We start from the raw sequence: 26,749 nt of genomic DNA on the forward strand, positions 1-26,749 counted from the left end.
GGTCGCGGTGCGACGGCCGCCGTGGCCGACATCGGGCCGAGCCGCCTCCTGATCCACGGCGAGCGCCTCGAGCCCGATCTGACGCTGCGCCTCGTCCCGGTCGCCGCGCTCCGACTCCCGCCGACCGGCTGACGGGCCGGACGCGCAGTCCCCGCTCCCGGGCCTTGACCCCGCGGTTCTCCGGGGCCAGTGTTCGCACATGGACCTGCTCTGGCTCGCGCTCGGCGGCTTCGCGATGATCGCCGTCGTCTTCACCGTCGGCGTGGTGATCCAGGTGCTCTTCGATCGCCGCTTCGGCGTCCCGCATCGCCGCCCCGATCGCGGTGGCGAGCAGCTGACGCACCACGCCAGCCGGAGTGCCCTCGGCGGCTTCGGGCCCGGCGGAGGCGCCGGCAGCTGACCGCGCGCGGCGCGGACGTGCGAGCGTGGGCGCCGTGCTCGACTTCGTGGTGATCGTGAACGGCGTGCCCGGCGCGGGCAAGACGACCCTCGCCGCCCCGCTGGCCGCCGCGCTCGGGATGCCCCTGCTCGCGAAGGACGCCATCAAGGAGGCGCTGTTCGAAGCGGCGGGTGGCGCCGCCCCTCGGGGACGGATCGGCGTCCTCGCGAGCGAGACACAGTGGACGATCGCCGGGTTCCTCAGCGGCTCGGCTGTCCTCGAGTCCTTCTACGCCAGCGGACGGGACGAGCCGCACGTCGAGCGCGGACTCGACGCGCTCGGCCGACCTCCTGGGGTCGAGATCTGGTGCGAGCTGCCGCTCGACGTCGCGTTCGAGCGGTACCGGACCCGCCCTCGCCACCGGGCGCATGCCGATGCGTCGCGGCTCGACGAGTGGTGGACGCTGGCGTCAGCGGCTGGTCCGATCACGGGGCTGCCCGTGATCCGCGTCGACACGGGAGGCGCGGTCGACGTCACCGTCGTTACCGCACAGGTGCTGCGAGCGCGGGACGACGCCGCCTGACCGCGTGGAGGTCCTGCACGCGGGACAGAGGTCACCGCGGCATACGCGGCGTCGAGCGTGCTCCCGTCGGCCGCGCTGGAGTACCCGGTTGCTCCGGCGGTCGTTCACAGCAGACCGCCTCGCCACGTGCGGAGCGCCTCAGCGCGGGCGGGGGTGACCGCGTCGAGCACCGCGTCCACGTCGAGACCCGCCAGGAATGCCCTGAACGACTTCTCGGTGCTCGTGCCGCGGTCCGCGAGCAGCCGGCTCACGTTCGGCTCCCAGTTCGGCACCCCCTGCAGCGCAGCGAGGGCCGGCGCGTTCCGAACGCTCTCGAGGTAGTCGTCGACGATGGCCTCGGTCTCGACGCCCACGATGGCGAGCAGGAGCGCTGAGACGAGCCCGGTCCGGTCGCGACCCCCGACGCAGTGCACGAGGACTGCCCCGGGCTCCGCGTCCGCGATCGTCTCCAGCACGGCGGCGATCGGCGGTTCCAGGAGGAACTCGAGATAGTGCAGCGCGGTACCGACGAGCCCGTCGTCCCAGTGCCGCTCGTCGAACGCGGCGTCGTGCAGATCCACGGTGACAACGGCCGCCCAGTGCGGTCTGGTGCCCCGGTCTCCGGCCCGTTCATCGGCGCGGCGCAGGTCGACGATGGTCCGCACTCCGTAGTCCCGGAGGCGTTCCCATGATGCCGGCGGGAGCAGATCCGGACTCTCCGAGCGGAGGAACACGCGCCTCGGCGTCACTCCTCCGCCGCTCAGCGGCAACCCACCGAGCTCCCGCGCGTTGGCGTAGCCCTCGAGCCGCACCGAACGATCGACCACGGCTTCACCGTAGGTCGTCCCTCTCCCAGCGGCGGGCTACCGTCCCCGGATGACCGTGTACCTCCTCGTCGGCCTTCCGGGCGCCGGCAAGACGACGCGGGCGAAGGAGCTGGAGGCGAGCGGACCGGCGCTCCGCCTCACACCCGACGAGTGGCAGACGGCGATCTTCGACACCGACCCGCCGGACGGGTGGCGGTCGCCCGATCGCGCTGCGCACCGGGCGCGCATCGAGGGCAAGCTGCTCGAGACCGGGATGCGCGCGGCCCGGCTCGGCCTGGACGTCGTCCTCGACTTCGGGCTCTGGAGCCGCGACGAGCGCTCCGCGCTGCGCTGGATCGCGGCGTCGCACGGTCTGACGTCGGAGGTCCTCCACCTGCCGGTCACGATCGCGGAGCAGCGCGAACGCATCGCGGGTCGATCGGCGCAGCCCGGGCAGTTCGCCATGACCGAGGCCGACTTCGTCGCGTGGCAGGCCCGGTTCGAGGCGCCGCAGCCGGAGGAGCTGGATGGCGCGGCGATCCCGCCGTCCCCGCCGGGCTTCGCGGACTGGTCGCACTGGGCGGCCGAGCGGTGGCCGTCCTGGTCGGGTCGCTGAGTCGAGCCTCGTCCACGGACGTGCCCGACGGTCGTCTCCGGCCGGGGCACGAGAGCCACTCGGAGGTGCGTGTGGCGATCCGGGGCTAGCGTGCACTCATCCACCTCCGACGAAGGAGCAGCCGTCCATGGCAGCAGAACTGCGCAGAGACCCGGGCCACGTCTTCGTCGTGGACGTCGAGTGCGGCATCGAGGAGGACTGGGGCGAGGACCTGACCGGAGCCGGCGTCCGCCTCGACGAGCACAACGAGGCCGTCCACCCGCTGCAGGCCGCCGGCACGCTGGCCCCGGAGGGGACCGAGAGCCCCTGATCACGGTCCGCTTCAGCCATGGGCGAGTCGGCCGCCGAGAGCACTTCGGCAGGCCCGGCGCAGTCCAGCAGGCTGCGGTGACGGCCTCCGGCCTGCTGGAGGGAGAACGGCCTGCCGAAGCGCGAGCCCGAAGGCGGTCGGGGCGGCGCGCTCGGTGCAGGAGGACGTCAGGAGCCGTCGAGGGAGGCGCGTGCGAGCGCCACCGTCCACCGGACGCCCTTCGTCGCGCGCACGTCGACGAAGAAGGTCTCGTCGGGAGCGCCGTCGCTGCGTTCGAGGTGGTCGGTCGCGCGCTCCGTGCAGAAGAACGTGCGACTCGTGTTCCGTAGCGACACCGTGACCGTGCCCACGCCCTCGCACCGCACGCCGACCCAGATGCCGCTGCTCTTCCACAGGTTCGGCGCGTGCCGGACGGGTCCGTCCGCGCTGCTCCAGCTGGCCACCGTCATGCCGGGCGTCTCGGGCAGCGGGAGGCGACCGGTCCCCTCCGTCCGGTAGTTCGTGACCGCGCGCGCCAGCGCCTCCACGGCGTCCGCGGTCCAGTGCTGGCGCAGCGAGTCGTCCGCCAGGAGCGTGATCGTCTGCCGCCCGTTCGGCGTCCACTGCACCTGCCAGCGCGCGGAGCCACCGCCCGTGCTGTACACGGTCGCCGGTGCGCCATCGATGGTGGACCGGCGGACGATCCGGCCGTACGCCGCGTCCTCGCGGACAGCGGCCGGGGTCGTCGTCCGAAGCGCGAGCGCCCGGCCGTCCTCCGCCCGCCAGGTCTGCGTCACGGTCGGCTGGCCCGCGATCCCGCCGAAGGGCTGCGCGACGAATCCCGCGGGCGCGACGAGCTGCGGGTGGTCGGACGCGACGAGCAATGCGCGGGCCTTCCCCGTGCTCGCGTCGACGATGCGACGATCACCGATCGGGGCGCGGAGGACGACGGGCTGCGGCACGGGGGCGTGCCCGATCGCGGTGCACGCCAGATCGGCACCACGCGGCTCCTGGTAGGCCGCGACGGAGATCCGCACCGTCGTCGCGGACTCCTCCGCGAGCACCCGGACGACCGGCGACCCGCAGGGACTCCCACCGGTGTCGGAACCGATCGCGAAGACGGAGAGCCGGGTCGCGTCCCGGCTCGGGACCGACGCCTGCGTCCAGCTCTCGAGGTCGTCGTACGGGATCACGCGGCCGTGCACGGTGACCGTCGGCGCGATGGCCCGATCCGACGGCATGGGCGCGCTCGCACAGCCGACGAGCGCGAGCAGGGCGGCACCGAGCCCGACAGCGCTCCCCCACCGCCCCGCACGTCGCACGTCCGGGAGTGTGCAGGGGTGAGCGCTCCGTCTCAAGGTCCACGACCGGTCAGCACTCCCGTCGACCACGTGCAGGGCGAGCGCACGGGGCATGGAGACAACGTGGACGGCGCTCCGCGAGTGCTCCGCGCCGCCCGTCGATGCCGCGCCTCCCGCATACGGTCGCGACGTGAGCATCACCTCCAGTCGGCGCGGCGCGCTCCTGCTGGCGGGCGCCGGCCTCCTGACCCTCTCGGGCTGCACGGCCTCGGCGCCGGGCCGATCGACCGCCGGGCAGCAGGCGGCCGAGCCGGCGCCCAGCCGGACGCCCTCCCCCGCCCCGTTCGACCGGACCGCCCACTCCGTCGACGCGCCGGACAGCATCTGGCTCGTCGTGAACAAGCGCCGGCCGCTCGGGGGCGGCTACGTCCCCGCGGTGATCTCCGTGGCCGTCGCGCACACGAACCCGCCGCTGCTCCGACGAGAGGCCGGCGCCGCGGTCGTCGCGCTCTTCGCCGCGGCCCGGCGCGACGGCATCGAGCTGGCCTCGAACAGCACCTACCGCGGCTACGCGGAGCAGCAGTCGATCTACGACCGCAACCTCCGGCAGCTCGGCCGGGCGACCGCGGATCACCTCACGGCCCATCCGGGCTGCAGCGAGCACCAGACGGGGCTCGCCATCGACATCGGTGCCGCGAGCGGCCGCTGCTCCCTCGCGACCTGCATGGGCGAGATGCCGGAGGGGAAGTGGCTGGCGGAGCACGCCTGGCGGTACGGCTTCCTGCTGCGCTACCCGAGCGACGAGGTCGCCATCACGGGCTACCAGTACGAGCCCTGGCACTTCCGCTACCTCGGCGTGCCCCTCGCGGTCGAGCTGCACCGCACCGGCATCAGCACGCTCGAGGAGTTCTTCCACCTCCCCGCCGCGCCCGACTACGCCTAGCGCCGCTCATCGCGGCCCCGGCCCCGGCGCCTCGCGCTCGCCTTGGTCGTTCCTTGCGCGCCGCTCCCTACCGTCCTCGACGCCGCATCCGCCCCTCGCAGAAAGGCGCGCTGACGCATGCCCCACATCACCTACCTCGAAGCCGTCGTGCTCGGCGCCGTCCAGGGGATCTCGGAGCTGTTCCCCGTGTCCAGCCTCGGCCACGCCATCCTCCTGCCTGCCGTGATCGGCGGCGCGTGGGCCCGCGACCTCGACGTGACCGCGCCGCACTCCCCGTATCTCGCGTTCATCGTGGCGCTCCACGTCGCGACGGCGCTGGCGCTGATCGTCTACTACCGGCGGGACTGGCTCGCGCTCCTCCGTGGCTTCGTCGACTCGATCCGCACGCGGCGGATCCGCACCCTCGAGGCGCGACTCGTCTGGCTGCTGATCCTCGCCACGATCCCGGTCGCGATCGTCGGGCTCGCGTTCGACCACCTCCTCCGCGCCGCACTCGGCTCACCGACCCCCACGGCCGCCTTCCTCGTCGTCAACGGCTTCCTCCTCATCGCCGTCCACCTCGTCACGCGGACCGGGCGCGGGCGCCACGGGCCGGAGGAGACGCCTCCGCACGGCGGCGGAGTCGAGTCGGTGGTGTCCGACCAGCACATCGCGCGGCTCACCCCGCTGCGCGCCGTCGCCGTCGGTGCGGCCCAGATCGCGGCGCTGTTCCCCGGCATCAGCCGGTCGGGATCGACGATCATCGCCGGTCGGCTCGCGGGGCTGCCGAACCGCAGTGCCGCCCGCTTCGCCTTCCTCCTCGCGACGCCCGCGATCCTCGCCGCCGGGGTGCTGGAGATCCCCACCCTGCTCACGCCCGCCGAGCGACCGGTGCTCGGCCCGACCGGTGTCGGAGCGATCGTCGCCTTCGTCGCCGCGCTCCTCGCGGTCTCGTTCCTCGACCGGTACTTCGCCAGGCGCAGCGTCTGGCCCTTCGGCGTCTACTGCATCGTCGCCGGCATCGGCGCGCTCGTCCTCCTGCACGGCTGAGCCGCACGTCGGCAGGCCGAGCGCGCTGCGGCAAGCCGCTGCGCCGCGGCGTGCTGCACGATGGACGACGTGCTGTGGCCCGTGTCCGCGAAGGCCGTGATCGTGCGCGACGGCGCCGTGCTCCTCGGGCGCAACGATCGCGGCGAGTGGGAGCTGCCGGGAGGCCGAGTCGAAGCCGAGGAGGAGCCGGCGGACGCGGTCGTCCGCGAGGTCGCCGAGGAGACCGGGCTGCGGGTCGCGGTGACGGCGCCGCTCGGCGTCCGGCTGCTCGAGGTCCTCCCCGGCCGGTCCGTCCTGATCGCGGCGTACGCGTGCGCGATCGCTGAGGACCGGGAGCTCGTCGTGTCCTCCGAGCACGAGGCCCTGCAGTGGCACGCGATCGCGGACCTCGAGGGCCTCCCGCTGCCGCAGGTGTACCGCGACCTCGTCGCGCTCCGTGCGGCGCCGGGCGTCGACCCGGCTGGGCGCCGCCCCGGGGCCCGGCCGACGACCTCCACGGAGGGGCCGCACCGGCAGCTCGATCAACGCGCATCGCCCGCGCTCTGGGGCCGGCTGGTCGCGGCCGTGTTCGCGCTGCCGGACGTCGAGGAGGGCCGGAGCCAGGTCTCGCCGATCTCCTCCCGAGCGGTGTTCCTGACCGACCGGGAGGTGGAGCGCTCCCCCGAGACCTCGCTCGCGCCGGGCCGGCGGCTCGAGCCCGTCCACCTGCACGGCGTCGACGACACGAGCGTCCACCTCTGCCTGCCCGCCGAACGCGGGCGGGCGCTCGTCGACCTCGGCTGGGCCGAGCCGCACCAGTACGAGGACTTCGGCACCGAGTTCATGGTCTACGGGCCGCGCACGGACGCGGAGCTGGGCGTCGTGCTCGCGATCGTGCGCGAGAGCATCGAGTTCGCGCGCGGAGCGTGAGCGCGACCGACTCGCTCGGCCCGCTCCGTCGGCGGATGCGGGCGGAATGCGACAGCACGGGCGTCCTGGGACGCCCGTTTCGTCGCGAAGCGCCCGGGAACGCGGACACTCGGGGCCTGCTTGAGGTCTTCCTCCGGCGCCGGCTTCGAGCCGCCGGAGTTCCAGCCTGATCGGCGCCTCCGGCAGGGTCAGGGAGCGACCGGGCCGACGCCGCCGGGCGCGGGCGCGGCGCCACCGGCCTCCGGCGCCGACGGGCGCGGCGGTCCGGCGGCGACGGCGCCGTCCGCGGGACGGGACTGCGGGTCCGGTGGCGCGGCCGCGACGTCCGCGCTCGACGGCGCCGTATCCGCCGCCGCGGAGTCCTCCGGGGTGGTCGCGGACGCGCTCGGCGCCGGGGAAGAGGGTCGGAGCGTCACGACCGCGGGACGGCCCGCGGCGTCGGCGTGCGCCAGGAGGTGCGACCCGATGAGCGCCGCCGTCCCGATCGTCGCGCCTCCTCCGAGGACCACGGCGGAGGCGACGACCAGCACCGCGACCAGGCTGCGCCGACGCGGCTGCAGCGGCACCGCGAGTTCCGCCGTCCGCGACGACGCCGGGAGCACCCCCGTGGACCGCTGCACGGCCGGGAGGACGGCCGTCGCGCGCTGCGGCACGGTGTCCGTCGCCGTCGTCCGCTCGACATCGCCGCCCGCGACGTCCCCCGGGGCCCGTATCGAGCCCGGCTGCACCGTCCTCGGCGCGGGTCGGACGCCGGCGTCCTCCGGCAGCTCGAGGACCGCAGCGAGGAACGCGATCGCATCGGGACGCTCCGCGGGCTCCATCGAGGTGGCGGCGACGAGCAGGTCGCGCCAGGCCGGCGCCAGCTCCGCAGGCAGCGTGGGAGGACGCAGCACTCGGCTCGTCGCGGACTCGATCGGGCTGCCGGGGAACGGAGCGACGCCGGTCAGCGCCTCCACCGCGACGAGCGCGAGGGCGTACACGTCGGTCGCCGGGCCGACGTCGCCGCCGACCACCTGCTCCGGGCTCAGATACGCGGCGGTGCCGACGACCCGGCCGACGTCCGTGAGCGGTGCGGAGCGCGCCCGGCGAGCGATGCCCAGGTCGGTGAGCTTCGCCTCCCACCGGGCGAAGGGCGGCGCGGTGAGGAGGATGTTCGACGGCGTGACGTCGCGGTGGACGAGGCCCGCCTCGTGCATCGCCGCGAGCGCGCCGAGCACGCCGGCGAGCAGCCGTCGCACCCCGGCACCGTCGACGGGGCCGCGCTCGCGGAGGAGCGTCCCGAGGTCCGGACCGGCGACCAGCTCCATCGCGAACCACGCGACGCCGCGCCGCCCGCGCGGCCCGTCGTCCGCGTCCGCGCCGCCGTCGAGGACCGCCACGAGGTTCGGGTGCTGGACCGCGCGGAGGTACTCGACCTCCCGACGGAGGCGCTCGCAGTCCGCAGCGGCCGCGTCCGCTCGCAGCACCTTCACCGCGACGTCGCGCCCCAGGCGCTCGTCGCGGGCGCGGTGCACCGTACCGGTCCCGCCGGTGCCGATCACGGGTCCGAGCCGGTAGCGGCCGCCGAGCAGCTTCGATCGCATGCGGGGCACGGTAGGCGGGCGGCGCTGCCGAGCGTCAACCGGGCCCCGAATCCTCCGCTCCGCTTCAGGAACCGGGCAGCGGCGCTGAGCCGAAGCTGAAGAACGCGGCCCGCGGACGTCGGCGCGCGGGCATCGTCCGTAACGTCCTCGGTCCGACGAGGAGAGGACGGCGCATCGTGTCCGTGGTGGTCGACATCGTGATCGTGCTGGTGCTGGTGGGCTGCCTGGTGCAGGGCTTCCGGCGCGGCTTCCTCGGGAGCGCGGGCTCCATCGCCGGGCTGGTCGCCGGCGGGGTGGCCGCCGCGTTCGTCGCGCCGCCCGTCGGCGCGCTGGTGCCGGACGGGACGGTGCGGATCGTGCTGACCCTCGTGATCGCCGTGGTGCTGCTGCTCGCCGGCGTGAGCATCGGCGTCCGGCTCGGGTCGCTGATCGGGCGCCCGATCCGCCGCTCCCCGCTCGGTCCGCTCGACCGCGTGCTCGGCGCGGGCCTGCAGCTGGTCGCGGGCGCGCTCGCGGTGTCGGTGATCGCGTCGCTCGCCCTGACCCTCGGCACCCCGGAGGTCGCGGAGGCGATCTCCGGCTCGGCCCTCAGCGAGCGGATCGCGGCGCTCACGCCCGCCCCGCTCGCGCAGGCGATGCACGGCCTGGAGGCCGGCGTCGTCGCGGCCGGGGTGCAGGTCACCGGCGGCGCGCTGCTCCCGTCCCTCGAGATGCGCTGAGACCCGGGGCGGCCGGCGGTCAGCTCGTGCTCACGCGCGAAGCCGCCCCCGCGGTGCGCCGGCGCGCGAGAGCGAGCGCGACGAAGGCCAGCACGCCGCCGACCAGCGCGCCGAGCGCGTTCGTCAGCAGGTCGCTCGTGTCGCAGGCGCGCCCGATCGCCGGCACGAGGGCCTGGGTCGCTTCGACGATCGCGGACACGGCGATCGCGCCCGCGGCGCCGGCGACAGGCCGCCGCAGCAGCACCCCGGCGAGCAACGCGGTCGGGGCGAGCAGCAGCACGTTCGAGAGCGACTCCACCGAGGTCAGGCTCAGGTACGGCAGGCCGACCGCGCAGGCGACGGCGGTCGACGGATCGCCGTCGGGGACGAGGGTGAGACCGAGCACCGTGCACACCGAGGCCGCGAGGAGCACGATCGTGATCCGGCGACGGTGGACCAGCCGGGCGCCGACCAGCGGGCCGACGACGGCGAAGCCGACGAGCGCGATGATCGGCAGCCAGCGCGCGCTGACGAGCATCGTGGAGAGCACAGCGGAGGATATCGAGTCGGCGGTCGGCCTTCCGAGGGCCTAGCGCTCGCCGAGCGCGCCGTGCGCCGTCCGGCCGCGCGCCACGACGGCGACGATCGCGGAGGGCCGGAGGTCCTCGATCCGCTCCCATGGGCGCCCGCGGACGACGAGCAGGTCCGCCGGGCCGCCCTCCGCGATCCGGCCGAGGTCGTCGCGGCGGATCGCCCGCGCGGCCCGCGACGTCGCCGCCTCGAGCGCGCGCTGCGCCGACCAGCCGAACGTCCGCGCCATCGCGCGGACCTCGTCCATCTGCTCGCCGAACCGCACGTGGAAGCCGTTCGCATCGGTGCCGAGCACGAAGTCGACGCCGAGGTCGGCGGCGGCGCGGAGGAGCGCGTCGCGGCGCTCGACGAGCTCGGCGGCCTTCTCGGCCTGCTCCGCGTTCGCGCCGATCCCGGCCGCGATCCGGTCGTTGATCAGGAGCGTCGGTGCGACCGTGAGCCCCGCGTCGACGATGCGACGGGCCTGCGGCTCCTCGAGCAGGGTGGCGTGCTCGATCGAGTCGACGCCGTGGTCGAGCGCCACGTCGATGCCCGCCGCCGTGTGGGCGTGCGCGGCGACCGGCATGGCGAGCGCGTGCGCCTCGTCGACGATCGCGGCGATCTCCTCCGGCGTGTGGTTGCGCCAGGCGGCCTTGTCGCCGACCGAGAGCACGCCGCCGCTCGTCGCGATCTTGATGCCGTCGGCACCGGCGCGCGCCCAGTGCCGGACGAGCGCGCGGCAGGCGTCCGGCCCGTCCGCAACCGGCGGGCGAGCGGCGACGGCCGCCGGCGTGAACAGGTCGCCGTGGCCACCGGTCATGCTCACCATGCCGTGCGCCAGCACGCGCGGCCCGGTCACGACCCCGGCGTCGAGTCCACGCCGGAGCGAGAACTGGATGTCGTCCGCGGAGAGGTCGCGCACCGTGGTGACACCCGCGGCGAGCGCCCGCTGCGCGTGGGCGAGACCGTGGAGGACGCGCTCCTCCGGCCGGGTCACGAGCGGCCAGGTGAGGAACCCGGCCGAGCCGCCCGCGGCGTCGCCGACGAGGTGGACGTGCGTGTCGATCAGCCCCGGGATCACGGCCAGCTCCTCGGTCGCCGACGGGTCCGCGGCCGGTGCGATCGCGACGACGACGCCGTCCTGGCCCTCGGGCGCGAAGGTCAGGTCGACCGGGCCGCGGTCCTCCGTCCCGTCCCACAGCCGGACGTTCCGCAGGGTCGTCTGCTCGCTCATGCGCCCATCCTTCCCGCTTCGCCGGGGTCGATATCGTGACGAGGGTGCTGGACGCCTACCGCTCCTCCTGGACCGACGTCGCCGCCCACCTCGAGCGCGTGCCCGTCGCGGTGCTGCCGTTCGGCGCCCTGGAGCAGCACGGACCGCAGCTGCCGCTCGGCACCGACACCGCGACGGCGGCAGAGGTCGCGCGCCGGATCGCGGAGGCCCTCGACGCCGTGCTGCTGCCGCCCGTGCACTACGGCGACACCTGGAACACCGCCGGCTACCCGGGCACGGTCTCGCTCCGGCCATCGACGGTGACGGCGATCGCGGAGGACGTCGGGCGCGCGATCGCGGCCTCCGGCGCCCGCCTGCTCGTCGTCGTGAACGGGGACTGGGGCAACCGGAACCCGCTCGCGGCGGCGATGCGGACGCTCGAGACGGAGGGCGCGCTGCGCGCGCTCACCCTCGACCACCCCGGCATGGACGCCGCGATCGCCGCGGTGCGCGAGAGCGCGCCGGCCGCGCCCGGACTGAACCACGCCGAGGAGGTCGAGACGTCGATCATGCTCGCGATCGCCCCGGAGGACGTCCACCCGGACCGCTACGAGGCGACCTACCCGACGTTCCCCTCCGACTTCGGCACCCGGCCGATGCAGCTGCACCCGTTCTCGGCGAGCGGCGTCTTCGGCGACCCGTCGAGCGCCACCGCGGAGAAGGGCGAGCGAATCATCGCGGCGACCGTCGCGGCGTCGCTCGCCCTCCTGGAGGACGCCCTCCCCCGCGACTGATGCGGCGTCCGCGCCCAGGCGGCCGCACCGGCGCGGACTTGCCACTTGTCGGCCACGACACGCCGACCGCGGGGCCGAGAAGTGGCAAGTCCGCGCTGCTGCGCGGCGGTGGACCGGAGAAGGGGGTGCGGCGTCGGCTGTCGGGCGGCCGCGCGGCCGGGCGGGCATCTCGGCCGCCCCATAGGATCGCCGAAGGATGCCGCCGTGGTCACTGGTCGTCGCGCAGCGGGGTGCGCGACGGCACGCCCGGCTCGTCGCCCTCGTGCTCGTCGTGCAGGTCGTCGCGGTGGCCCTGGCCTCCGCCTTCCCCGCGCTCCTCGCCGCCACCGAGCAGGGCGGGGTGCGGGAGGCGCTCGCCGGCGCGTCCGGCACCGGGATCACGATCGTCGCGGATCGCCCGACCGGCACCGTCGCGCGCTCCGTCGACGCCGCGGGCCGGGCGGTCGACCGGCTGCTCGGGGACGCGGCGCACCCCTCCCCCGCGGTGGTGTCCGCGACCTCCGTGCTCGGCGAGGGGGCCGGCCCGCGCGGGACCGCCCGGCCGTACCTCGGCGAGGTGCCCGTCGGGACGATCCGCGTCGCCTCCGGCGCCTGGCCGTCGACGTCCACGGCGGCCGGGGTCGTCGCGGTCGCGGTGCCGCGGAGCGCGGCGTCGTCGCTCGGCGTCGCTGTGGGCTCGACGCTGCCGCTCGAGGTGGACGGCACCGCGGTCCGGACCCGCGTGGCCGCGTTCTACGACGCGGTCGACCGCGGCGGCGAGACCTGGTCCGCCGACCTCCTGAGCGGCGCCGGCGAGGACCCGCAGCACGTCGACCCCGCGAAGCCGTACGGCGCCCTGATCGACGTCGTCGGCCCGGTGCTGGTCCCCGCCGGCACGATCGACCGCCTCGGCGTCACGCCGAGCCGCGTCACGACGACCTCCGTGCCGAGCTTCACCGCGACGACGGTCGCCGGTTCGGAGGCGCTCGCGGGCCGCCTCGGCTCGATCGATCAGATCGTCGCCGTCGACGCCGGGAGCGCCGCAGAGAACGTCACCGCGCGCACCCGGATCAGCCAGGCCGTCGACGGGGTGCTCGCGCAGGTGCTCATCACCCGGTCGGTCGCGGCGGTCGCCGGGCTCCTGCTGGTCGTCCTCGCCGTCGCCGTGCTGCTCCAGGCGGCCCTGCTGCTCGACGCGGCGCGCGACGCCGAGCGCGAGCTGCTCGTCGCGCGCGGTGCGACGCGGTCGCAGCTCGTCGGGCTCGCGACGTGGGAGGCCGTCGGCACCGCGGTCGTCGACGTCGCGCTCGGGGTGCCGCTCGGCGCGGTCGTCGCCTCCGTCGTCCGGGGCGCGCCGACCCCGCCGGCGGCCGGCTCGTGGGCGGCGGGCGTCGCGGTGGCGCTCGTCATCGTCGCCGTGCGGCTGCTCCCCCGGCTCCGGAACGAGGAGCGGGCGACGGGCCGCCAGGCGCGCACGACCGGGCTCATGCGCGCGGGCGGCGACCTCGTGCTCGTCGCGCTCGCCGCAGTGCTCGGCTGGCAGCTCGTCGTCCGGCGGGTCGACCCGACCGCCGGCATCGACCCGGTGCTCGTCGCGGCGCCGGCCGCGCTCGTGCTCGCCGGGGCGCTCGTCGCCGTCCGCCTCGTCCCCGTCGTCGGCCGTGTCGGGGAGGTCGCCGCGGCCCGGTCGCGCGGCGCGGTCGGCGGCCTCGTCGGGTGGGAGGTCAGCCGGCGCTCCTCCCGAGCGGTCGCCGCCGTGCTGCTCGTCGTGCTCGCCGTCGCCACGGGCGCGTTCGGCGCCATCGGCGAGGCGACGTGGCTGCAGTCACAGCGCGACCAGGCCGCGCTCGCTGTCGGTGCACCCGTCCGCGTCCCCGCGTCCGGCGCTTCCGCAGCGCAGGCGGCGCTGCTGGCCCGCGGCGCTGCAGGGACGCCGCAGCCGTCCCTCCGCCGCCCGGCGGACGTCGGGCAGCGCGGCGCGGGCACGCAGGACTCGACGGCCGCGCTGAGCAGCGCGACCGTGCTCGGGCTCACCCCGACGGCCCGCGCGATGCTCGAGCGCGGCCCGCGCGCCGGGGAAGGCGGCGCCGCGGTCGAGCGGCTGCGCGCCGACCGCTCCCCCGCCGTCGGCGTCGCCCTGTCGGGGGCCGGGTTGACGCTGCGCGCGGTCGTCCGCGTCGGCGACGCGTCGACACCGATCGCCGGCGCGGAGGTCGCGGTGCGCGCGGTCCTCGAGGGCGGGGGCGACCTGCTCACGACGATCGCCCTCGGCTCGGCACCCGTCGACGGGGCGCCGCACGGCGTCGGCGCCCGCCTCCCTGCGAGCGGGCTCCGCCTCGTCGGGTTCCAGCTCGACGTGCTCGTCGCGGACCCCACCCGGTACCGCGGCAACGAGGCGGGGCTGCTGCCGCTCCGCGTGCTCCGCGTCGAGTCGGGTGACGCGGCGGTGGCGCTCCCGGCGGGATGGACGACCTCGGGCGCCACGGGCGACCTCCGGCGACGCCTGCAGATCCCGATCGAGGAGGACCTCCGCGAGAACCCCGTGTCGGCCACCGTCCTCGGCTGGGCACCGGTGACCGGAGTGCGGAGCGTGTGGACCCGCGGACTCGTGGACGAGGTGCAGGCGGAGCAGGGCGGCCTCTACGCCATCGTGGTCGGCGGGACCACCGTGCCGTGCGAGCTCACCGCCGTGACCACCCGCGTGCCCGGCAGCGGTGCGGGCCCGGCGAGCGCGCCCGCGGCAGACGTCGTGGTCGTCGACCAGCTCGCGCTCACCCGGTTCCTCGTCCAGTCCGGCGATGCGCAGCCGCTCGCCGATCAGTGGTGGGTCGACGTGGCGCCCGACCGGGCCGACGCCTACCTGGCCGCTCACCGCAGCAGCGGCGGCCGCGGCGCGGACGGCGCCGTCGCCCTCGCCGAGCGGCTGTCGACGGGTCCGCTGCGGCTCGCGACGACGCAGACCCTCCACCTGCTGCTCGTGGCGGCTGCGGCGCTCGGGCTGCTGGGGTTCGGCGTGGACGTCGCCGCCACGCTCGGGGCGCGGCGGCGGGAGGCGGCGCAGCTGCGGGCGATCGGCCTGCGCCGCGGCGTGCTCGAGCGCCTGCTCGCGGTCGAGGCGACTGCGCGCGCGGCGCTCGGGGCGCTCGTCGGCGTCGTGCTCGGGATCGGGCTCGGCGCCCTCGCCGCACCGCGTCTCGTCGTCGGCCAGGACGGCGGGAGGCCGGTGCCGTCACCCGTCGTCGTCCTGCCGACGGTCGAGCTCCTCGTGCTCGCGGTCGGCCTCGTCGTCGTCGCCGGAGTCGGGGCGCTGCTGATCGTCCGCACCTCCCGCGGTCTCGACCCCGCCGGGATCCTGCGGGAGGGCGACGCATGACGAACCTCCGGTTCCTCCTGCGGCTCCAGGGGCGCCTCGTCCGGCGCGACGCCCCCGTGCTGGTCGCGTTCGCGCTGCTCGCGCTCGTCGCGCTGCTCTGCGCGTCGGCGGGTCCGCAGCTCCTCACCGCCGAGCTCGACGCCGCGACCCGGCACGCCCTCGCCGCCGGCTCGAGCACGGACGTCGTCGTGCGGACGGGGGTCGGGAACGCGGCGCGCGGCACCGGTCGGTTCCTCGTCGCGCCGGAGCAGGTCGACGCCCGCGCGGACGACCTCCGGTCCCGCTTGCCGGGCGCGCTCCGCGCCGCGACGCGGCCGCCGACCGCGGCCGTCGTCGGGCCCGACCAGCGCATCACCGCCGACGACGCGCGACCGGCGCTGCAGAACGGTCCGGTCGGGGTGTCGATCGCCCTGATCCCCGACGCGCGGGCGATCCGCCTGCGGTCCGGCGCCCTCCCTGGTGCCGCAGCGCCCGGCGTCGTCGACGTCGTGCTCTCGCAGGCGGCCGCGGACGCCTCGTCGCTGCGGGTCGGCAGTGTCGCGGACCTCCCGCCGTCGTCGGAGCTGCTTCCCGGCGAGCGGCTGCGGATCCGCGTGACCGGCATCATCGACCGGGTCGGCGGCACGGCAGCATGGGCCGATCTCGGCCCGGTGTGGGAGCCGCGGCGGAACCGGAACGGCACCGCCGCGCCGCTGCAGATCGTCGCGCTCACGGATGCGGCGGGGCTCGGCAGCGCGACCGACGCGCTCGGGCCCTTCCCTGCGGTGCTCCGGCTCCGCGTACGGGCCGAGCGCCTGACCGCCGCCGAGGCGCACGTCGTCGCCCGGCAGGTCCGGGCGCTGCGGGCGAACCCGGACCCGATCGTCGTGAGCGGTCAGGAGGCGCTCCGGGTCACGTCCTCCCTGCCCGAGGCGATCGCGCAGGCCGAGCAGGAGGCGCGGTCCGCGCGCGCCCAGTTCCTGCTGCTCACCGCGGGCGTGCTCGGCACCGCCGCCGTCGCCCTCGTGCTGCTCGGCGGGCTCGTCGCGGCGCGCCGGCGCGAGGTCGTCGACCTCCAGCGCGCGCGTGGCGCCTCGGTGCTCGGCGTCGCCCTGCCCGCCCTGCTCGAGTCCGCCGTCGTCGTCCTCGCCGCCGCGGTCGTCGCGGCGCTCGTCACCCGCGCCGTCGGCGTCCCGGAGACGGCGGTGATCGGCGTGGTCGCGCTGCTCGCGACGCCCGTCGCGCTCGCGGCGCTCGCGGCGCGGGGTGCGGTCCGGCGCGCGCCCGCGAACCGCAGCGACCGGACGCGCGTCCGTCGCCTCCGCCGGACCCGCCGGGCGGCGTCGGAGGTCGGGCTGGTCGCGATCGCCGTCGTCGCGCTCCTCGTCCTCGACGCCGGCGCTGGCCTCGGCGGCGCGCAGCCGAACCCGCTCCTGCTCGTCGCCCCGCTGCTCCTCGCCGCCGCGACGACCCTGGTCGTCCTCCGGCTCGTGCCGCCGGTGCTGCGCGGGGTCGCGCTGCTCGCCAGGCGGTCCCGCGGCGTCGCGGGGATCCTCGTGAGCGCGCGGGCGGGGCGCCGCGGCGCCGCGCTGCCCGTGCTGGCGCTCTGCCTCGCCACCGGACTCGCGCTGAACGACGGCATGCTGCTCGCCTCCGTCGCCGCCGGGCAGGAGGCCGCTGCATGGGAGCGCATCGGCGCCGACGCCCGGACGAACGCGGCGGTGGACGTCGACCGCCTGCGCGCGCAGCCCGGGGTCCGGGCCGCGGCGGAGGTCGTGGAGATCCGCGGTACGAGCGTCGACCTGGCCACGACGAGCACGACCGCGACGCTGCTCGCCGTCGATCAGGGATTCTCCGCCGTCGTGGCGGCGGTCCCCGGCACGGCCGGCACGAACGCCCCGGTCCTGCGGCGGCTCGACGGGGCGACCGTCCTGCCCGTCGTGGTCGACCGGACGCTCGCGCGGCTCATGGTCGGCCGGACGCTGCGCCTGCGACTCGACTCCGGCACCGTCGCCGCGCGAGCCGTCGGCGTCCTCCCCGCCGACCTGCCCGGTGTCGCGCCCGGCCAGACGGTGGTCGCGGACCTCGCCGCCCTCCGGAGCCGCAGCGCCGACCCGGGGTCGACGCGGACGCTCGCCGTCGGACCCGGTGCGGGCGCCGCGCTGGCTGCCGCGAGCGCGTCCGGCTCGACCGTCACGACGCGGACCCGCCTGCTCGCCGAGCAGCGCGCGGCGCCGCTCGTCGCCGGGACGCGGCAGGCCACCCTGCTGGCCGCCGGCGCGCTGGCGCTCCTCGCCGCGGTCGCGCTCTCGACGGCGGTGCTCGCGGGTGCGCCGGAACGGCGGCGGACGCTCGCCCTGCTCCGGACGCTGGGCATGCCGCGCCAGGCCGGGTGGTGGCTGCTGCTCGCGGACCTCCTGCCGCTCGTGCTCGGCGGCGTCGTCGGCGGTGCGGCGGTCGGCGTGCTCGCCGCGGCGGTGTTCGATCCGGTGCTGTCGCTCGCCGCGCTGACCGGCGGCCGCGCGGACCCGCCGGTCGTGCTGTCCGCCGGCGTCGCGGCGCTCGTGCTCGCCGGCCTGCTCGCCGTGCTCGGCGCGACGGTGGGCATCGAGCGGCTGACCTGGCGGCGCGACCGGTTCGACGAGGTGCTGCGAGCGGGAGGACGAGGATGACGGCGGAGTACGGCGCGGGAGCGCTGATCGTGTGCGACAGCCTGGTGCGGATCTACCAGACCGAGGACGTCGAGGTGCAGGCGCTGCAGGGCCTCGACCTGCTCGTCGACGAGGGCGAGCTCGTGGCGATCGTCGGGGCCTCGGGGTCCGGCAAGTCGACGCTCCTCGGGGTGCTGTCCGGGCTGGACGCCCCCACGGCCGGCCGCGCGCGGGTGGCGGACTGGGACCTGCTCGCGATGACCCCGAGGCAGCGGCTGCAGTACCGGCGCACGACGGTCGGGTTCGTGTGGCAGCAGACGGCGCGGAACCTCCTGCCCTTCCTCACGGCCGCCGAGAACGTCGAGCTGCCGATGGCGGTCGTCGGCGTGCGGCGCGGCGAGCGCGCCGGGCGGCCGATGGAGCTGCTCGACGCGCTGGGACTCGCGGACCGGGCGCACCGGCGGCCGGCGGAGCTCTCCGGCGGCGAGCAGCAGCGGGTCGCGATCGCGACGGCTCTCGCGAACCGACCGCGAGTCGTCTTCGCCGACGAGCCGACCGGCGAGCTCGACCGGGCGACGGGCGACGAGGTGTTCGCGGCGATCCGCGACGTGAACCGGACGCTCGGCACGACCGTCGTCATCGTGACCCACGACGCCGGCGTCGCGTCGCAGGTCCGGCGCACGGTGTCGATCCGCGACGGCCGCACCTCCACCGAGGTGCTGCGGACCGATGCGGGCGACGCGGGTCGTGAGTACGCGCTGATCGACCGCGTCGGCCGCATGCAGGTCCCCGCCGCGTACCGCCGCGCGCTCGGCCTGCACGAGCGGGTGCGGCTCGAGCTCGAACCGGACCACCTCGGGGTCTGGGCGGACGACCGCGAGGAGGAGCGCCCGTGAGCGTGATCGAGGTCGACGGGCTCAGCCGCACGCTCGAGTCGCCGTCCGGCGCCGTGCACGCGCTCCAGGACGTGTCGTTCCGGGTGGAGGCCGGCGAGTTCGTCGCGCTGATCGGCCGCTCCGGCTCGGGCAAGACGACACTCTTGAACTGCCTCGGCGGCCTCGACCGGCCGACCGCTGGGAGGGTCGTCGTCGACGGCCGCGACCTCACCGAGCTCGACGACGACGGCCGCACCGACCTCCGCCGGGACGTCTTGGCGTTCGTGTTCCAGACCTTCGGCCTCGTCCCCGTGCTGTCGGCCGCGGAGAACGTGGAGCTGCCGCTCCGCCTCCGACGGGTCGCCGTCGCCGAGCGGCGCGACCGGGTCGCGGAGCTGCTCGAGCTCGTCGGCCTCGCGGACCACGCCCGCCAGCGCCCCGGCGAGCTCTCCGGCGGCCAGCAGCAGCGCGTCGCGATCGCCCGGGCGCTGGCCGCGTCGCCGGCCGTCCTCCTCGCGGACGAGCCGACCGGGCAGCTCGACGCGGAGACCGGCGCGCAGATCCTCGCGCTCCTCCGCGACCTGTCCCGCTCGACCGGGATGACGATGCTCGTCTCGACCCACGACCCGAGCGTGCGCGACCGCGCGGACCGCGTCCTCGAGCTCCAGGACGGCCGCCTCCTGGCCTGACGCGCTCGTGCGGGGCGCGGACTTGCCACTTCTCGGCCACGACACGCCGCGCGTGGGGCCCAGAAGTGGCAAGGCCGCGCTGTGAGCCGATGGGCGCGGGTCAGAGCGCGCCGATCAGCTCCGGGAGGGCGCCGTCGCGGGCGAAGACCGGGATCGAGTCGAGCGGCGCGGGCACGGTCACGGTCCGGCCGCCCTCGTGCTGCTCGCCCGAGCGGAGGTCGACCCAGGTCGCACCGGCGGGCAGGTGGACCTCCCGCTCGCGCGCGCCGAGCGCGGTGACCGGCGCGACGAGCAGGTCCGGCCCGAAGAGGTACTGATCGACCGCGGTCCACGCTGCGGGGTCCTCCGGGAACTCGTGGAAGAGGCCGCGCACCACGGGCTGGCCGGCGTCGTGCGCCTCCGCCATCAGCCCGCGCGTGACGGGCCGCAGCCGCTCGCGGAGGTGCAGGAGGCCCTCGAGGATCCCGGTCGCCTCGTCGCCGAAGCTCCACACCTCGTTGTCGGCGCCGGTCGCGACCCGCCACGAGCCGTCCGCGGCGGTGACCGGCGATGACGGCTGCCGGTCGCCGTGCAGCCGCATGACCGGTGAGAACGCGCCGAACTGGAACCAGCGGATCAGCAGCTCGACGAAGTCGGGGTCCGAGCCGTCGCCGCCGTGGAAGCCGCCGATGTCGGTCGTGAACCACGGGATCCCGGCGACCCCGACGTGGATCGCAGCGGCGATCTGCCGCCGGAGGTCCGCGAAGGTCGAGTGGATGTCGCCCGACCACACGAGCGCGCCGTACCGCTGGCTGCCCGCCCAGGCGGTGCGCACGAGGTTGACGACGTCCTCCTGGCCCGCCGCCGACATCCCGTCGTGGAAGGCGCGTGAGAACAGCTGCGGGTAGACGTTGCCGACCCGCGCATTCGCACCGAGGTGGTACCGGTAGGCGTCGAAGTCGTAGACGCCGTACTCCGGCTCCGCCTCGTCCAGCCAGAACAGGCGCACGCCGCGATCGTGGTAGTTCCGCTTGCAGAGCGCCCAGACCGCCTCCCGCGCGCCCGGGTGGGTGACGTCGAGGTACATGGAGGGGCCGCCGAACGTCATCTGCACGTCCGTCCCTCGGTCCGCGGAGACGAGGTGGTTCGCCCGGCGGAAGGCGGCGAAGTTCTCCGAGTCGACCGAGACCTGCGGCCACACCGACACCATCAGCTCGACGCCGAGCTCGTGGAGCTCCGCGATCATCGCGTCCGGATCCGGCCAGAACTCCTCGTCGAACCGGTAGTCGCCCATCTTCGGCCAGTGGAAGAAGTCCGCGACGATCACGTCGAGCGGCAGCCCGCGGCGGCGGTGCTCCCGCGCGACCTCGAGCAGCTGCTCCTGGTTCCAGTACCGCAGCTTGCACTGCCAGAACCCGAGCCCGTACTCCGGCATCATCGGCGCGTGCCCGGTCGCGTCCGCGTACGCGCTCGCGATCGCACGCGGTGAGCCCGCCGCGGTGATCCAGTAGTCGATCTGGCCGGTCGTCTCCGCGGTCCACTCGGTGCGGTTGCGGCCGAACACGACCCTGCCGATCGCGGGCACGTGCCAGAGGAAGCCGTAGCCGGCGCTCGAGAGCACGAACGGCACGGAGGACTGCGAGTTGCGGTGCGCGAGCTCGAGCACGCGCCCCTTCAGGTCGAGAGCGTCCTGCTGGTAGACGCCCATGCCGACGAGCCGCTCGTCCGGGTCGGACTCGAACGAGGCGGTCGCGCGGAAGGAGTCGGTGCCGAGGACCGGACGGAGGTCGCGGGCGCGCAGCTTCAGCGCTCCACCGGCGTCCAGCTCCTTGAGGAGCAGCCGTCCGTCCACGTCGAGGAAGGCGATGTCGCAGGTCGAGACGGTGTACCCGAGCTGCCAGTCGAGGCCCTCGCGCTGCGTGACCACGACCCGGATCCGGCCGTTCTCGAGGGTCGCGACGTCCCCGTCGACCACGACGGCGGGCGTGCTCGGCGTCGGGTCGAGCAGCGCGAAGCGCGTGTCCTCCACGTCGCCCGCGGCGCTCGCGCGCACCCGCACGCTGTGCTCGCCCCAGGCGTCGATCTGCACGACCTCGCCGTCCCCGGTCCAGCGGATCGAGGTCGGGGTGCTCGTGAACATCGGTGTCCTTCCGGCCGGAGGTCGTGGCGGGCCGCGGGTGTGATGCGCGCTGCGCGATCCGGAGCGGTTCGAGCGTAGGGGTGGGATCGGACGCCCGACCTCCGACGGTCGCCCGCGGTGCCCGCGATCCCGACTCCCGGGCTGATCCAGCGGCCCGGCGTAGCGTGGCGACCCGTGCGCTACGAGCTGATGGAGACCACCAGGCGGACCCTCGACCGGGCGGCGGTGGAGGCGCAGCGCGCGAGCCGCACGCCCGCCCTCGCCGCCGGCGTCGCGCACCGCGGCGACCCGCTGTGGACCGCCGGCGTCGGCGCCGCGGACCTCGCGGACCCGTCCGTGCCGCTCGGGCCGGACACGCAGTTCCTCATCGCGTCCAACACGAAGACCTTCACGGCGACGATGGTGCTGCAGCTGCGCGACGAGGGCCGCCTCCGGCTGGACGACCCGGTCGACGACCACCCGCCCGGCAGCACCCACCCGGGCGTGACCGTCCGGCAGCTGCTCGCGCACGCGAGCGGCATGCAGCGCGAGCCGGTCTCGCCCGAGTTCTGGGACACCCTCGAGGTCCCGGACGCCGAGCGGTTCGTGGAGGACTGGAACGCGACCGAGCGCGTCCTCGAGCCGCACACCGCCTGGCACTACAGCAACCTCGGATACCTCGTGCTCGGCGAGATCGTCGCGCACGCGGACGGGCGGTCGTGGGCGGAGAGCCTCCGCGCGCGCCTCCTCGATCCGCTCGGCCTCCGCCGCACGACCCTCGAGCTGCAGGCGCCTGCCGCCGGGCTGTACTACGTGCCCCCGTTCACCGACGCGCCGGTCGACGAGCACGTGCTCTTCACCGGGATCCTCGCCGCCGCGGGCGGGCTCGCGAGCACCGTCGCGGACCTCGTGCGCTGGCACGCCTTCCTGCTCGATCCGGACGAAGCGATCCTCCGCAAGGACACGGTGAGCGAGATGCTCGAGCCGCACGCCGTCCCGGACCCCGGACTGAACGTCGCGTGGGGTCTCGGCTTCGGGATCATGCGCCGGGAGGGCCGCTCGTGGTTCGGCCACACGGGCGGTGCGCCGGGCGGCATCACCGGCGTGTTCTCCGACCGGGAGTCCGGCCTCACCGGCGTCGTGCTGATGAACAACACCGGCGCGAAGGACCCGGCCGCCACCGCGATCGGCTTCGGCGAGGAGGTCGCCACGAACGACGCCCCGCCGCTCGAGCCGTGGACGCCCGGCGCGGCGCCCGCTCCCGAGCTGCTGCCGCTGCTCGGCGTCTGGTACTCGGAGGGCTCCGCGTTCGAGTTCCGCGTGCAGGGCGGCCGGTTGCAGGCGGTCGCCGCCGGTGCCGACCCGTCGACCCCGCCCGCGGTGTTCACCGAGCTGGGGCCGGACGAGTACCGCACCGTCTCCGGTCGCGAGCGCGGCGAGCGCCTGCTCGTCCGACGGCGGGAGGACGGCTCCGTGCGGATGCTGCACTGGGCGACCTACCGCTTCACCCGCGAACCGCTCGGCTTCAGCGAGCGCGCCGCGGACTGAGGCCGGAGGGCGGGCGCCCCCGCTCCGCTGGTTGAGCACGGGCGCCCCGCGCCCGTGCCGGAACCACGCCCGGACGATGGTCGACCTGCTCGTCGAAACGCCCTCGAATCGCTCGGACGACGAACTCGTTCCTCCTGCTCAAGCGCTGATTTGCCCCGATGCGCTGTCGGTGCCCCGTGGTGTGATGCAGGCATGGACGGAGCCCCTGACCTCGTCGCCGCACTCGCGGCGCTGCGGTCGGTCGAGCCCCGGTTCTGGTCGTCCTCGGCGGACGAGCTGATCGCCGATGCGCGGCTCGTGGAGGACCTCGGGCGGCTCGTCGACCGACTCCGGATCGACGTCGCCGCCGAGCTCGAGCGTCGCTCCCGCCCCGCGCTCGGCGCGGAGGGACTGGCCTTCGTCTCGGGCGCCCGCGACGGCGTCGAGCTGGTCCAGCACGTCGCCCGGATCAGCCACCGCGAGGCCGGCCGCCGGGTCGGCCTCGGCACCGCCGTCGCTCCGCGGACCGGCCTCCGGGGCGAGACCCTCCCGGGCCGGCTCCCCGCCGTCGCCGATGCGCTGGCCGCCGGCGGCGGTCAGCCGTCCTCGCGCACGACCCCCGATGCACGGAATCGCTGCTGCGCGCCCTGCTTGCTGAGCCCGTAGAGCGCGCCGATCGCCTTCCACGTCGCTCCCTCGGACCGGGCGCTGCGGACCGCCTCGGCCTCGAGGGACTCCAGCTCCTCGCGCGCGGCGCGCACCGCGTCGAGCCGGCGGAGCGGGTCCGGGATCTGCCGCAGCGCCTCCACGCCGCGCTCGAAGCGCTTGCGCTCGGTCCCCTCGCTCACGGGACGAGGCTACTCAGCGGACCGATTCCGTCAACCGAGTGTTGCCTTGCCGGTCAAGAGATCGTTGACTACGCTCTCCGCATCCCGAGACTCGGGCGGGGACGACGGAGGGAGGCGACCATGGCGAAGAAGAAGGACAAGAAGAAGGACAAGAAGTCCAAGAAGAAGGGCAAGAAGTAGTCGTGCCCCAGGTCCGCACCCGCCGTGCCCGCAGTCGCGGGCGGCGGGTGCGCCGATGTCCCGGGCCCGCCGACGGAGGACACTGACGCCATGACCGACCGGCGCCTCATGCTCCTCGACACCGCCGCCCTGTACTTCCGAGCCTTCCACGGCATGCCCGACACGGTGCAGGCGCCCGACGGCACGCCGATCAACGCGGTCCGCGGGCTCCTCGACATCATCGGCCGGCTCGTCGGCGAGTTCGCACCCACCGACCTCGCCGCGTGCTGGGACGACGCCTGGCGCCCCCGCTGGCGCGTCGAGCTCGTCCCCTCCTACAAGGCGCACCGGGTCGAGCAGGCGGGCGACGCGACGCATCCGGACGTCGAGGTCGTCCCGGAGGCGCTCACCACGCAGATCCCGATCGTGCGGGAGGTGCTCGAGGCGCTCGGCATCGCGGCGATCGGCGCGCCGGACCACGAGGCCGACGACGTGATCGGCACGCTCGCGGCGACGGCCTCCATGCCGGTCGACGTGGTGACGAGCGACCGCGACCTGTTCCAGGTCGTCGACGACGCCCGGCACGTGCGCGTCATCTCGACGGCGCGCGGGATGAGCAACCTGGAGGTCGTCACCGACGAGGTGCTCCGCGCGAAGTACGGGGTGAGCGCGGCGCAGTACCCGGACTTCGCGACCCTGCGCGGCGACACCTCCGACGGCCTGCCGGGCGTCGCGGGCATCGGCGAGAAGACCGCGGCCTCCCTGCTCTCGCGCTTCGACGACCTCGACGGCGTGTTCCAGGCGGCGCGCACGATGGGCAGCGGCCTCTCTGCCGGCCAGGCCGCGAAGCTGCGAGACGGCGAGGAGTACGCGCGCCGCGCCCTGCCCGCGGTCCGCGTCGTCCGGGACCTCGACCTGCCGGACGTCGACACGACGATCCGGCTGACGGACGAGCGACGAGCGACGGCCGTCGCCCTCAAGGAGCGGTACGGCCTCGGCGGCTCGATGGACCGGGCGCTCGCCGCACTCGGCGCCTGACCCCGTCCCCCGGGCGGGATCCGACGAGGCGGGCGCCCGAAGACGCCCGGATCGTCGCGAAGCGCCCGGGAACGGGCAGCGGAGGTCAGCGCCTCCGGCCCGAGAGCAGCGCGTGCAAGAGCGGGAGCACGGAGATGCTCATCAGCACGGTGCCGAACGTCGCGAGGTCGGTCCTCAGCACGGCGCCCGTGATGAGGAGCGCAGCGAACAGGAGCGCGGAGACGACGCGACCGCTCTGCCGCTCGAGGCGGGCGACGCGGCGCTCGAGCACCGGGTTCGCGGCGACGACCGAGCCGGACTCGATCCGGTTCGTGAGCTCGTTCAGCCGGCGGGGCAGCTGGAGCGTGGACCGGGCGACGTCGACCGCCTGCTGCGCGAGGTCCTGCACGATGTTGCCGCGCTCGTCGCGGATGAGCTTCTGCGCGTAGGGCTCCACGGAGTCCCAGATGTTGAACTGCGGATCGAGCGCGCTGCAGACGCCGGAGGTCAGCGAGACCGCGCGGATCACGAGCAGGAAGTGCTCCGGCAGCTGCAGCGGCAGGGCGCGGATGGTCTCGCCGAACTGCTCGCTGAACTCGAAGAACTCGCGCTGGTCGACCTCCCGCAGCTCCGCGAACCCCATGCCCCCGAAGCGGGCGAACAGCTGGGTCATCGCGTGCTCGAGCTCGCTCGTGTCCGCGGTCGGCAGCAGGATGCCGACGTCGCCGATGGCGTCGACCAGGCCCTTGCCGTTCCGCGAGGCGGCGGCGATGAGCAGCTTGCGCAGGCCGGTGCGCGTGGAGGCGGGGATCTCGCCCATCATCCCGAAGTCGATGAAGGTGAGCCGCCAACCCCGCTCGCCGTCCGTCGGCGTCACGAAGATGTTGCCGGGGTGCGGGTCGGCGTGGAAGAAGCCGTGCTCGAACAGCTGGTCGAACATCACGGCGGCGAACACGGGTGCGACCTCGGCCGGGTCGATGCCGGCCGCGACGAGCGCATCATGATCGGTGATCTTGATGGCCGTGACGTCCTCGAGCGTCAGCACCTTGCGGGTCGAGCTCTCCCACACGACCTCCGGCACGGCGACCCGGTCGTCGCCGGCGAAGTCCTCCGCGAACCGCACGGAGCTCGCGGCCTCGTGCAGGTAGTCGACCTCCTCGAGGCTCGTCACCGCGAACTCCTCGACGAGCTGCGGCATGTCGACGCGGTCCGAGACGATCCGAACGTGGCTGAGCCACCGGCCGACCCTGCGGAGGGCCGCCAGGTCGACGTCGACGATCGTGTCGATGCCGGGCCGCTGCACCTTCACCATCACGGCGTCGAGGCCGGTCTGCTCCGCGTCCTCCGGAGCGAGCCGCGCCCGGTGCGCCTGCCCGAGCGAGGCGGCCGCGACGGGCTGCTCGTCGATCGCCGCGAACGCCCGGCCGAGCGGCAGGTGCAGCTGCGCCTCAGCGAGCGCGCGGATCTGCCCGAACGGCACCGGCGGCACCTCGTCCTGCAACCCCTCGAGCTCCTTCGTGATCTCGGGCGGGAGGACGTCCAGGCGCGACGACATGTACTGGCCGACCTTGATCATGAGGCCGCCCAGGTCGACGGCGAGGTCGTGGAACCGGCGCGCGAGGCGCTGCATGCGGCGCGACCGCGTCCGTGCAGCGATGCGCCGGAGGCCGATCCGGGGCAGGAGCAGCTCGAACCACCAGGTGACGGCGAGGTTCAGCGCGGCGAAGCGGAGGATGCGCCGGTAGCGCGAGCGGGCGGTGCCCGTGAGCGGCGCGTCCCGCCGCAGCTCGGTGGACGGCACCGATCAGCTCGCGGCGTTCGACGGACCGGTCATGACTGCGCCTCCAGGCTGAGCGACATCC

General features: G+C 75.3%; 24 protein-coding genes. 16 read left to right on the top strand and 8 right to left on the bottom strand.

What is annotated here, in order from left to right; translation table 11 throughout:
• The first annotated feature begins 199 nt into the window (after positions 1–199).
• Positions 200–400 carry a hypothetical protein gene (locus CLV52_RS14390; RefSeq protein ID WP_133767056.1) on the top strand — a complete coding sequence of 67 codons (201 nt, stop codon included), beginning with the start codon at positions 200–202 and terminating at the stop codon, positions 398–400.
• A gap of 25 nt (positions 401–425) precedes the next feature.
• Positions 426–962 (top strand): P-loop nucleotide/nucleoside kinase family protein, encoded by a 537-nt coding sequence (locus CLV52_RS14395; protein ID WP_162850862.1) that lies wholly within the window; start codon positions 426–428, stop codon positions 960–962.
• A 104-nt stretch (positions 963–1,066) separates the two neighbouring features.
• Here the strand turns inward: CLV52_RS14395 and CLV52_RS14400 are convergent, their stop codons facing one another.
• Positions 1,067–1,768, bottom strand: coding sequence for a tyrosine-protein phosphatase (locus tag CLV52_RS14400; RefSeq protein ID WP_133767058.1), 702 nt, complete (start codon positions 1,766–1,768; stop codon positions 1,067–1,069).
• Between the two features lie 49 nt (positions 1,769–1,817).
• Here CLV52_RS14400 and CLV52_RS14405 point away from each other — a divergent pair, with 49 nt between their 5' ends.
• Positions 1,818–2,363, top strand: a complete 546-nt coding sequence (locus CLV52_RS14405) for a P-loop nucleotide/nucleoside kinase family protein (RefSeq protein ID WP_133767059.1) — start codon at positions 1,818–1,820, stop codon at positions 2,361–2,363.
• A gap of 127 nt (positions 2,364–2,490) precedes the next feature.
• The gene (locus CLV52_RS14410; protein ID WP_133767060.1) at positions 2,491–2,673 is read left to right on the top strand and encodes a hypothetical protein; all 183 of its coding nucleotides are present in this window, start codon (positions 2,491–2,493) and stop codon (positions 2,671–2,673) included.
• Between the two features lie 167 nt (positions 2,674–2,840).
• On the opposite strand, the gene CLV52_RS14415 is transcribed toward CLV52_RS14410, so the two are convergent.
• Complete coding sequence (locus CLV52_RS14415) at positions 2,841–3,974, bottom strand: hypothetical protein (protein ID WP_133767061.1); 1,134 nt, start codon at positions 3,972–3,974, stop codon at positions 2,841–2,843.
• Between the two features lie 169 nt (positions 3,975–4,143).
• Here CLV52_RS14415 and CLV52_RS14420 point away from each other — a divergent pair, with 169 nt between their 5' ends.
• From CLV52_RS14420 to CLV52_RS18960, 3 genes are all read left to right on the top strand, one after another.
• Positions 4,144–4,896, top strand: coding sequence for a M15 family metallopeptidase (locus tag CLV52_RS14420; protein ID WP_246018157.1), 753 nt, complete (start codon positions 4,144–4,146; stop codon positions 4,894–4,896).
• A gap of 117 nt (positions 4,897–5,013) precedes the next feature.
• Positions 5,014–5,925, top strand: coding sequence for an undecaprenyl-diphosphate phosphatase (locus CLV52_RS14425; RefSeq protein WP_133767063.1), 912 nt, complete (start codon positions 5,014–5,016; stop codon positions 5,923–5,925).
• Between the two features lie 69 nt (positions 5,926–5,994).
• A complete protein-coding gene (locus CLV52_RS18960; RefSeq protein ID WP_162850863.1) occupies positions 5,995–6,834 on the top strand; it encodes a luciferase domain-containing protein in 840 nt (279 codons plus the stop codon).
• A gap of 188 nt (positions 6,835–7,022) precedes the next feature.
• Here the strand turns inward: CLV52_RS18960 and CLV52_RS14435 are convergent, their stop codons facing one another.
• Entirely contained in the window at positions 7,023–8,417 is a 1,395-nt protein-coding gene (locus CLV52_RS14435) for a serine/threonine-protein kinase (RefSeq protein ID WP_133767065.1), read from the bottom strand.
• Between the two features lie 176 nt (positions 8,418–8,593).
• Between CLV52_RS14435 and CLV52_RS14440 the strand changes: the two genes are divergently transcribed.
• Positions 8,594–9,136 carry a CvpA family protein gene (locus CLV52_RS14440; protein WP_162850864.1) on the top strand — a complete coding sequence of 181 codons (543 nt, stop codon included), beginning with the start codon at positions 8,594–8,596 and terminating at the stop codon, positions 9,134–9,136.
• Between the two features lie 19 nt (positions 9,137–9,155).
• On the opposite strand, the gene CLV52_RS14445 is transcribed toward CLV52_RS14440, so the two are convergent.
• Both CLV52_RS14445 and CLV52_RS14450 read right to left on the bottom strand, forming a co-directional pair.
• Positions 9,156–9,665 (bottom strand): VanZ family protein, encoded by a 510-nt coding sequence (locus CLV52_RS14445; protein WP_133767067.1) that lies wholly within the window; start codon positions 9,663–9,665, stop codon positions 9,156–9,158.
• A 39-nt stretch (positions 9,666–9,704) separates the two neighbouring features.
• Positions 9,705–10,919, bottom strand: a complete 1,215-nt coding sequence (locus CLV52_RS14450) for a metal-dependent hydrolase family protein (protein WP_133767068.1) — start codon at positions 10,917–10,919, stop codon at positions 9,705–9,707.
• 44 nt (positions 10,920–10,963) lie between these two features.
• Between CLV52_RS14450 and CLV52_RS14455 the strand changes: the two genes are divergently transcribed.
• The 5 genes from CLV52_RS14455 (at position 10,964) to CLV52_RS14475 (ending at position 19,238) form a co-directional block, all read left to right on the top strand.
• Positions 10,964–11,692, top strand: a complete 729-nt coding sequence (locus CLV52_RS14455; protein ID WP_162850865.1) for a creatininase family protein — start codon at positions 10,964–10,966, stop codon at positions 11,690–11,692.
• 196 nt (positions 11,693–11,888) lie between these two features.
• Positions 11,889–15,044 carry an FtsX-like permease family protein gene (locus CLV52_RS14460; protein WP_133767070.1) on the top strand — a complete coding sequence of 1,052 codons (3,156 nt, stop codon included), beginning with the start codon at positions 11,889–11,891 and terminating at the stop codon, positions 15,042–15,044.
• Complete coding sequence (locus CLV52_RS14465; protein ID WP_133767071.1) at positions 15,041–17,695, top strand: FtsX-like permease family protein; 2,655 nt, start codon at positions 15,041–15,043, stop codon at positions 17,693–17,695. The genes CLV52_RS14460 and CLV52_RS14465 overlap by 4 nt, the downstream gene beginning before the upstream one ends.
• The gene (locus CLV52_RS14470) at positions 17,692–18,570 is read left to right on the top strand and encodes an ABC transporter ATP-binding protein (RefSeq protein WP_133767072.1); all 879 of its coding nucleotides are present in this window, start codon (positions 17,692–17,694) and stop codon (positions 18,568–18,570) included. The genes CLV52_RS14465 and CLV52_RS14470 overlap by 4 nt, the downstream gene beginning before the upstream one ends.
• A complete protein-coding gene (locus tag CLV52_RS14475; RefSeq protein ID WP_246018158.1) occupies positions 18,567–19,238 on the top strand; it encodes an ABC transporter ATP-binding protein in 672 nt (223 codons plus the stop codon). Before CLV52_RS14470 ends, CLV52_RS14475 begins: the two co-directional genes overlap by 4 nt.
• A 100-nt stretch (positions 19,239–19,338) precedes the next feature.
• On the opposite strand, the gene CLV52_RS14480 is transcribed toward CLV52_RS14475, so the two are convergent.
• Entirely contained in the window at positions 19,339–21,357 is a 2,019-nt protein-coding gene (locus tag CLV52_RS14480) for a glycoside hydrolase family 31 protein (protein ID WP_133767073.1), read from the bottom strand.
• Positions 21,358–21,531: 174 nt separating this feature from the next.
• Between CLV52_RS14480 and CLV52_RS14485 the strand changes: the two genes are divergently transcribed.
• Both CLV52_RS14485 and CLV52_RS14490 read left to right on the top strand, forming a co-directional pair.
• Positions 21,532–22,884, top strand: a complete 1,353-nt coding sequence (locus tag CLV52_RS14485) for a serine hydrolase domain-containing protein (protein WP_246018159.1) — start codon at positions 21,532–21,534, stop codon at positions 22,882–22,884.
• Positions 22,885–23,076: 192 nt separating this feature from the next.
• On the top strand, positions 23,077–23,529 hold the full coding sequence (locus CLV52_RS14490) for a hypothetical protein (protein WP_133767074.1): 453 nt from the start codon (positions 23,077–23,079) through the stop codon (positions 23,527–23,529).
• On the opposite strand, the gene CLV52_RS14495 is transcribed toward CLV52_RS14490, so the two are convergent.
• A complete protein-coding gene (locus CLV52_RS14495; RefSeq protein WP_133767075.1) occupies positions 23,460–23,711 on the bottom strand; it encodes a helix-turn-helix domain-containing protein in 252 nt (83 codons plus the stop codon). The genes CLV52_RS14490 and CLV52_RS14495 overlap by 70 nt on opposite strands.
• 270 nt (positions 23,712–23,981) lie before the next feature.
• Between CLV52_RS14495 and CLV52_RS14500 the strand changes: the two genes are divergently transcribed.
• Positions 23,982–24,908 carry a 5'-3' exonuclease gene (locus CLV52_RS14500; protein WP_133767076.1) on the top strand — a complete coding sequence of 309 codons (927 nt, stop codon included), beginning with the start codon at positions 23,982–23,984 and terminating at the stop codon, positions 24,906–24,908.
• A gap of 85 nt (positions 24,909–24,993) precedes the next feature.
• Here CLV52_RS14500 and CLV52_RS14505 read toward each other — a convergent pair whose 3' ends face one another.
• Complete coding sequence (locus CLV52_RS14505) at positions 24,994–26,688, bottom strand: ABC1 kinase family protein (RefSeq protein WP_133767077.1); 1,695 nt, start codon at positions 26,686–26,688, stop codon at positions 24,994–24,996.
• Positions 26,689–26,749 lie beyond the last annotated feature (61 nt).

The organism is Amnibacterium kyonggiense, assembly GCF_004364555.1.
Taxonomy (GTDB): domain Bacteria; phylum Actinomycetota; class Actinomycetes; order Actinomycetales; family Microbacteriaceae; genus Amnibacterium; species Amnibacterium kyonggiense.

What these genes read in the sequence shown, in the direction of transcription:
- CLV52_RS14490 (WP_133767074.1), top strand. Translation starts at nt 23,077, where the DNA reads ATGGACGGAGCCCCTGACCTCGTCGCCGCACTCGCGGCGCTGCGGTCG.
- CLV52_RS14465 (WP_133767071.1), top strand. Translation starts at nt 15,041, where the DNA reads ATGACGAACCTCCGGTTCCTCCTGCGGCTCCAGGGGCGCCTCGTCCGG.
- CLV52_RS14480 (WP_133767073.1), bottom strand. Translation starts at nt 21,357, where the DNA reads ATGTTCACGAGCACCCCGACCTCGATCCGCTGGACCGGGGACGGCGAG.
- CLV52_RS14425 (WP_133767063.1), top strand. Translation starts at nt 5,014, where the DNA reads ATGCCCCACATCACCTACCTCGAAGCCGTCGTGCTCGGCGCCGTCCAG.
- CLV52_RS14500 (WP_133767076.1), top strand. Translation starts at nt 23,982, where the DNA reads ATGACCGACCGGCGCCTCATGCTCCTCGACACCGCCGCCCTGTACTTC.
- CLV52_RS14410 (WP_133767060.1), top strand. Translation starts at nt 2,491, where the DNA reads ATGGCAGCAGAACTGCGCAGAGACCCGGGCCACGTCTTCGTCGTGGAC.
- CLV52_RS14435 (WP_133767065.1), bottom strand. Translation starts at nt 8,417, where the DNA reads ATGCGATCGAAGCTGCTCGGCGGCCGCTACCGGCTCGGACCCGTGATC.
- CLV52_RS14460 (WP_133767070.1), top strand. Translation starts at nt 11,889, where the DNA reads ATGCCGCCGTGGTCACTGGTCGTCGCGCAGCGGGGTGCGCGACGGCAC.
- CLV52_RS14470 (WP_133767072.1), top strand. Translation starts at nt 17,692, where the DNA reads ATGACGGCGGAGTACGGCGCGGGAGCGCTGATCGTGTGCGACAGCCTG.
- CLV52_RS14405 (WP_133767059.1), top strand. Translation starts at nt 1,818, where the DNA reads ATGACCGTGTACCTCCTCGTCGGCCTTCCGGGCGCCGGCAAGACGACG.
- CLV52_RS14450 (WP_133767068.1), bottom strand. Translation starts at nt 10,919, where the DNA reads ATGAGCGAGCAGACGACCCTGCGGAACGTCCGGCTGTGGGACGGGACG.
- CLV52_RS14390 (WP_133767056.1), top strand. Translation starts at nt 200, where the DNA reads ATGGACCTGCTCTGGCTCGCGCTCGGCGGCTTCGCGATGATCGCCGTC.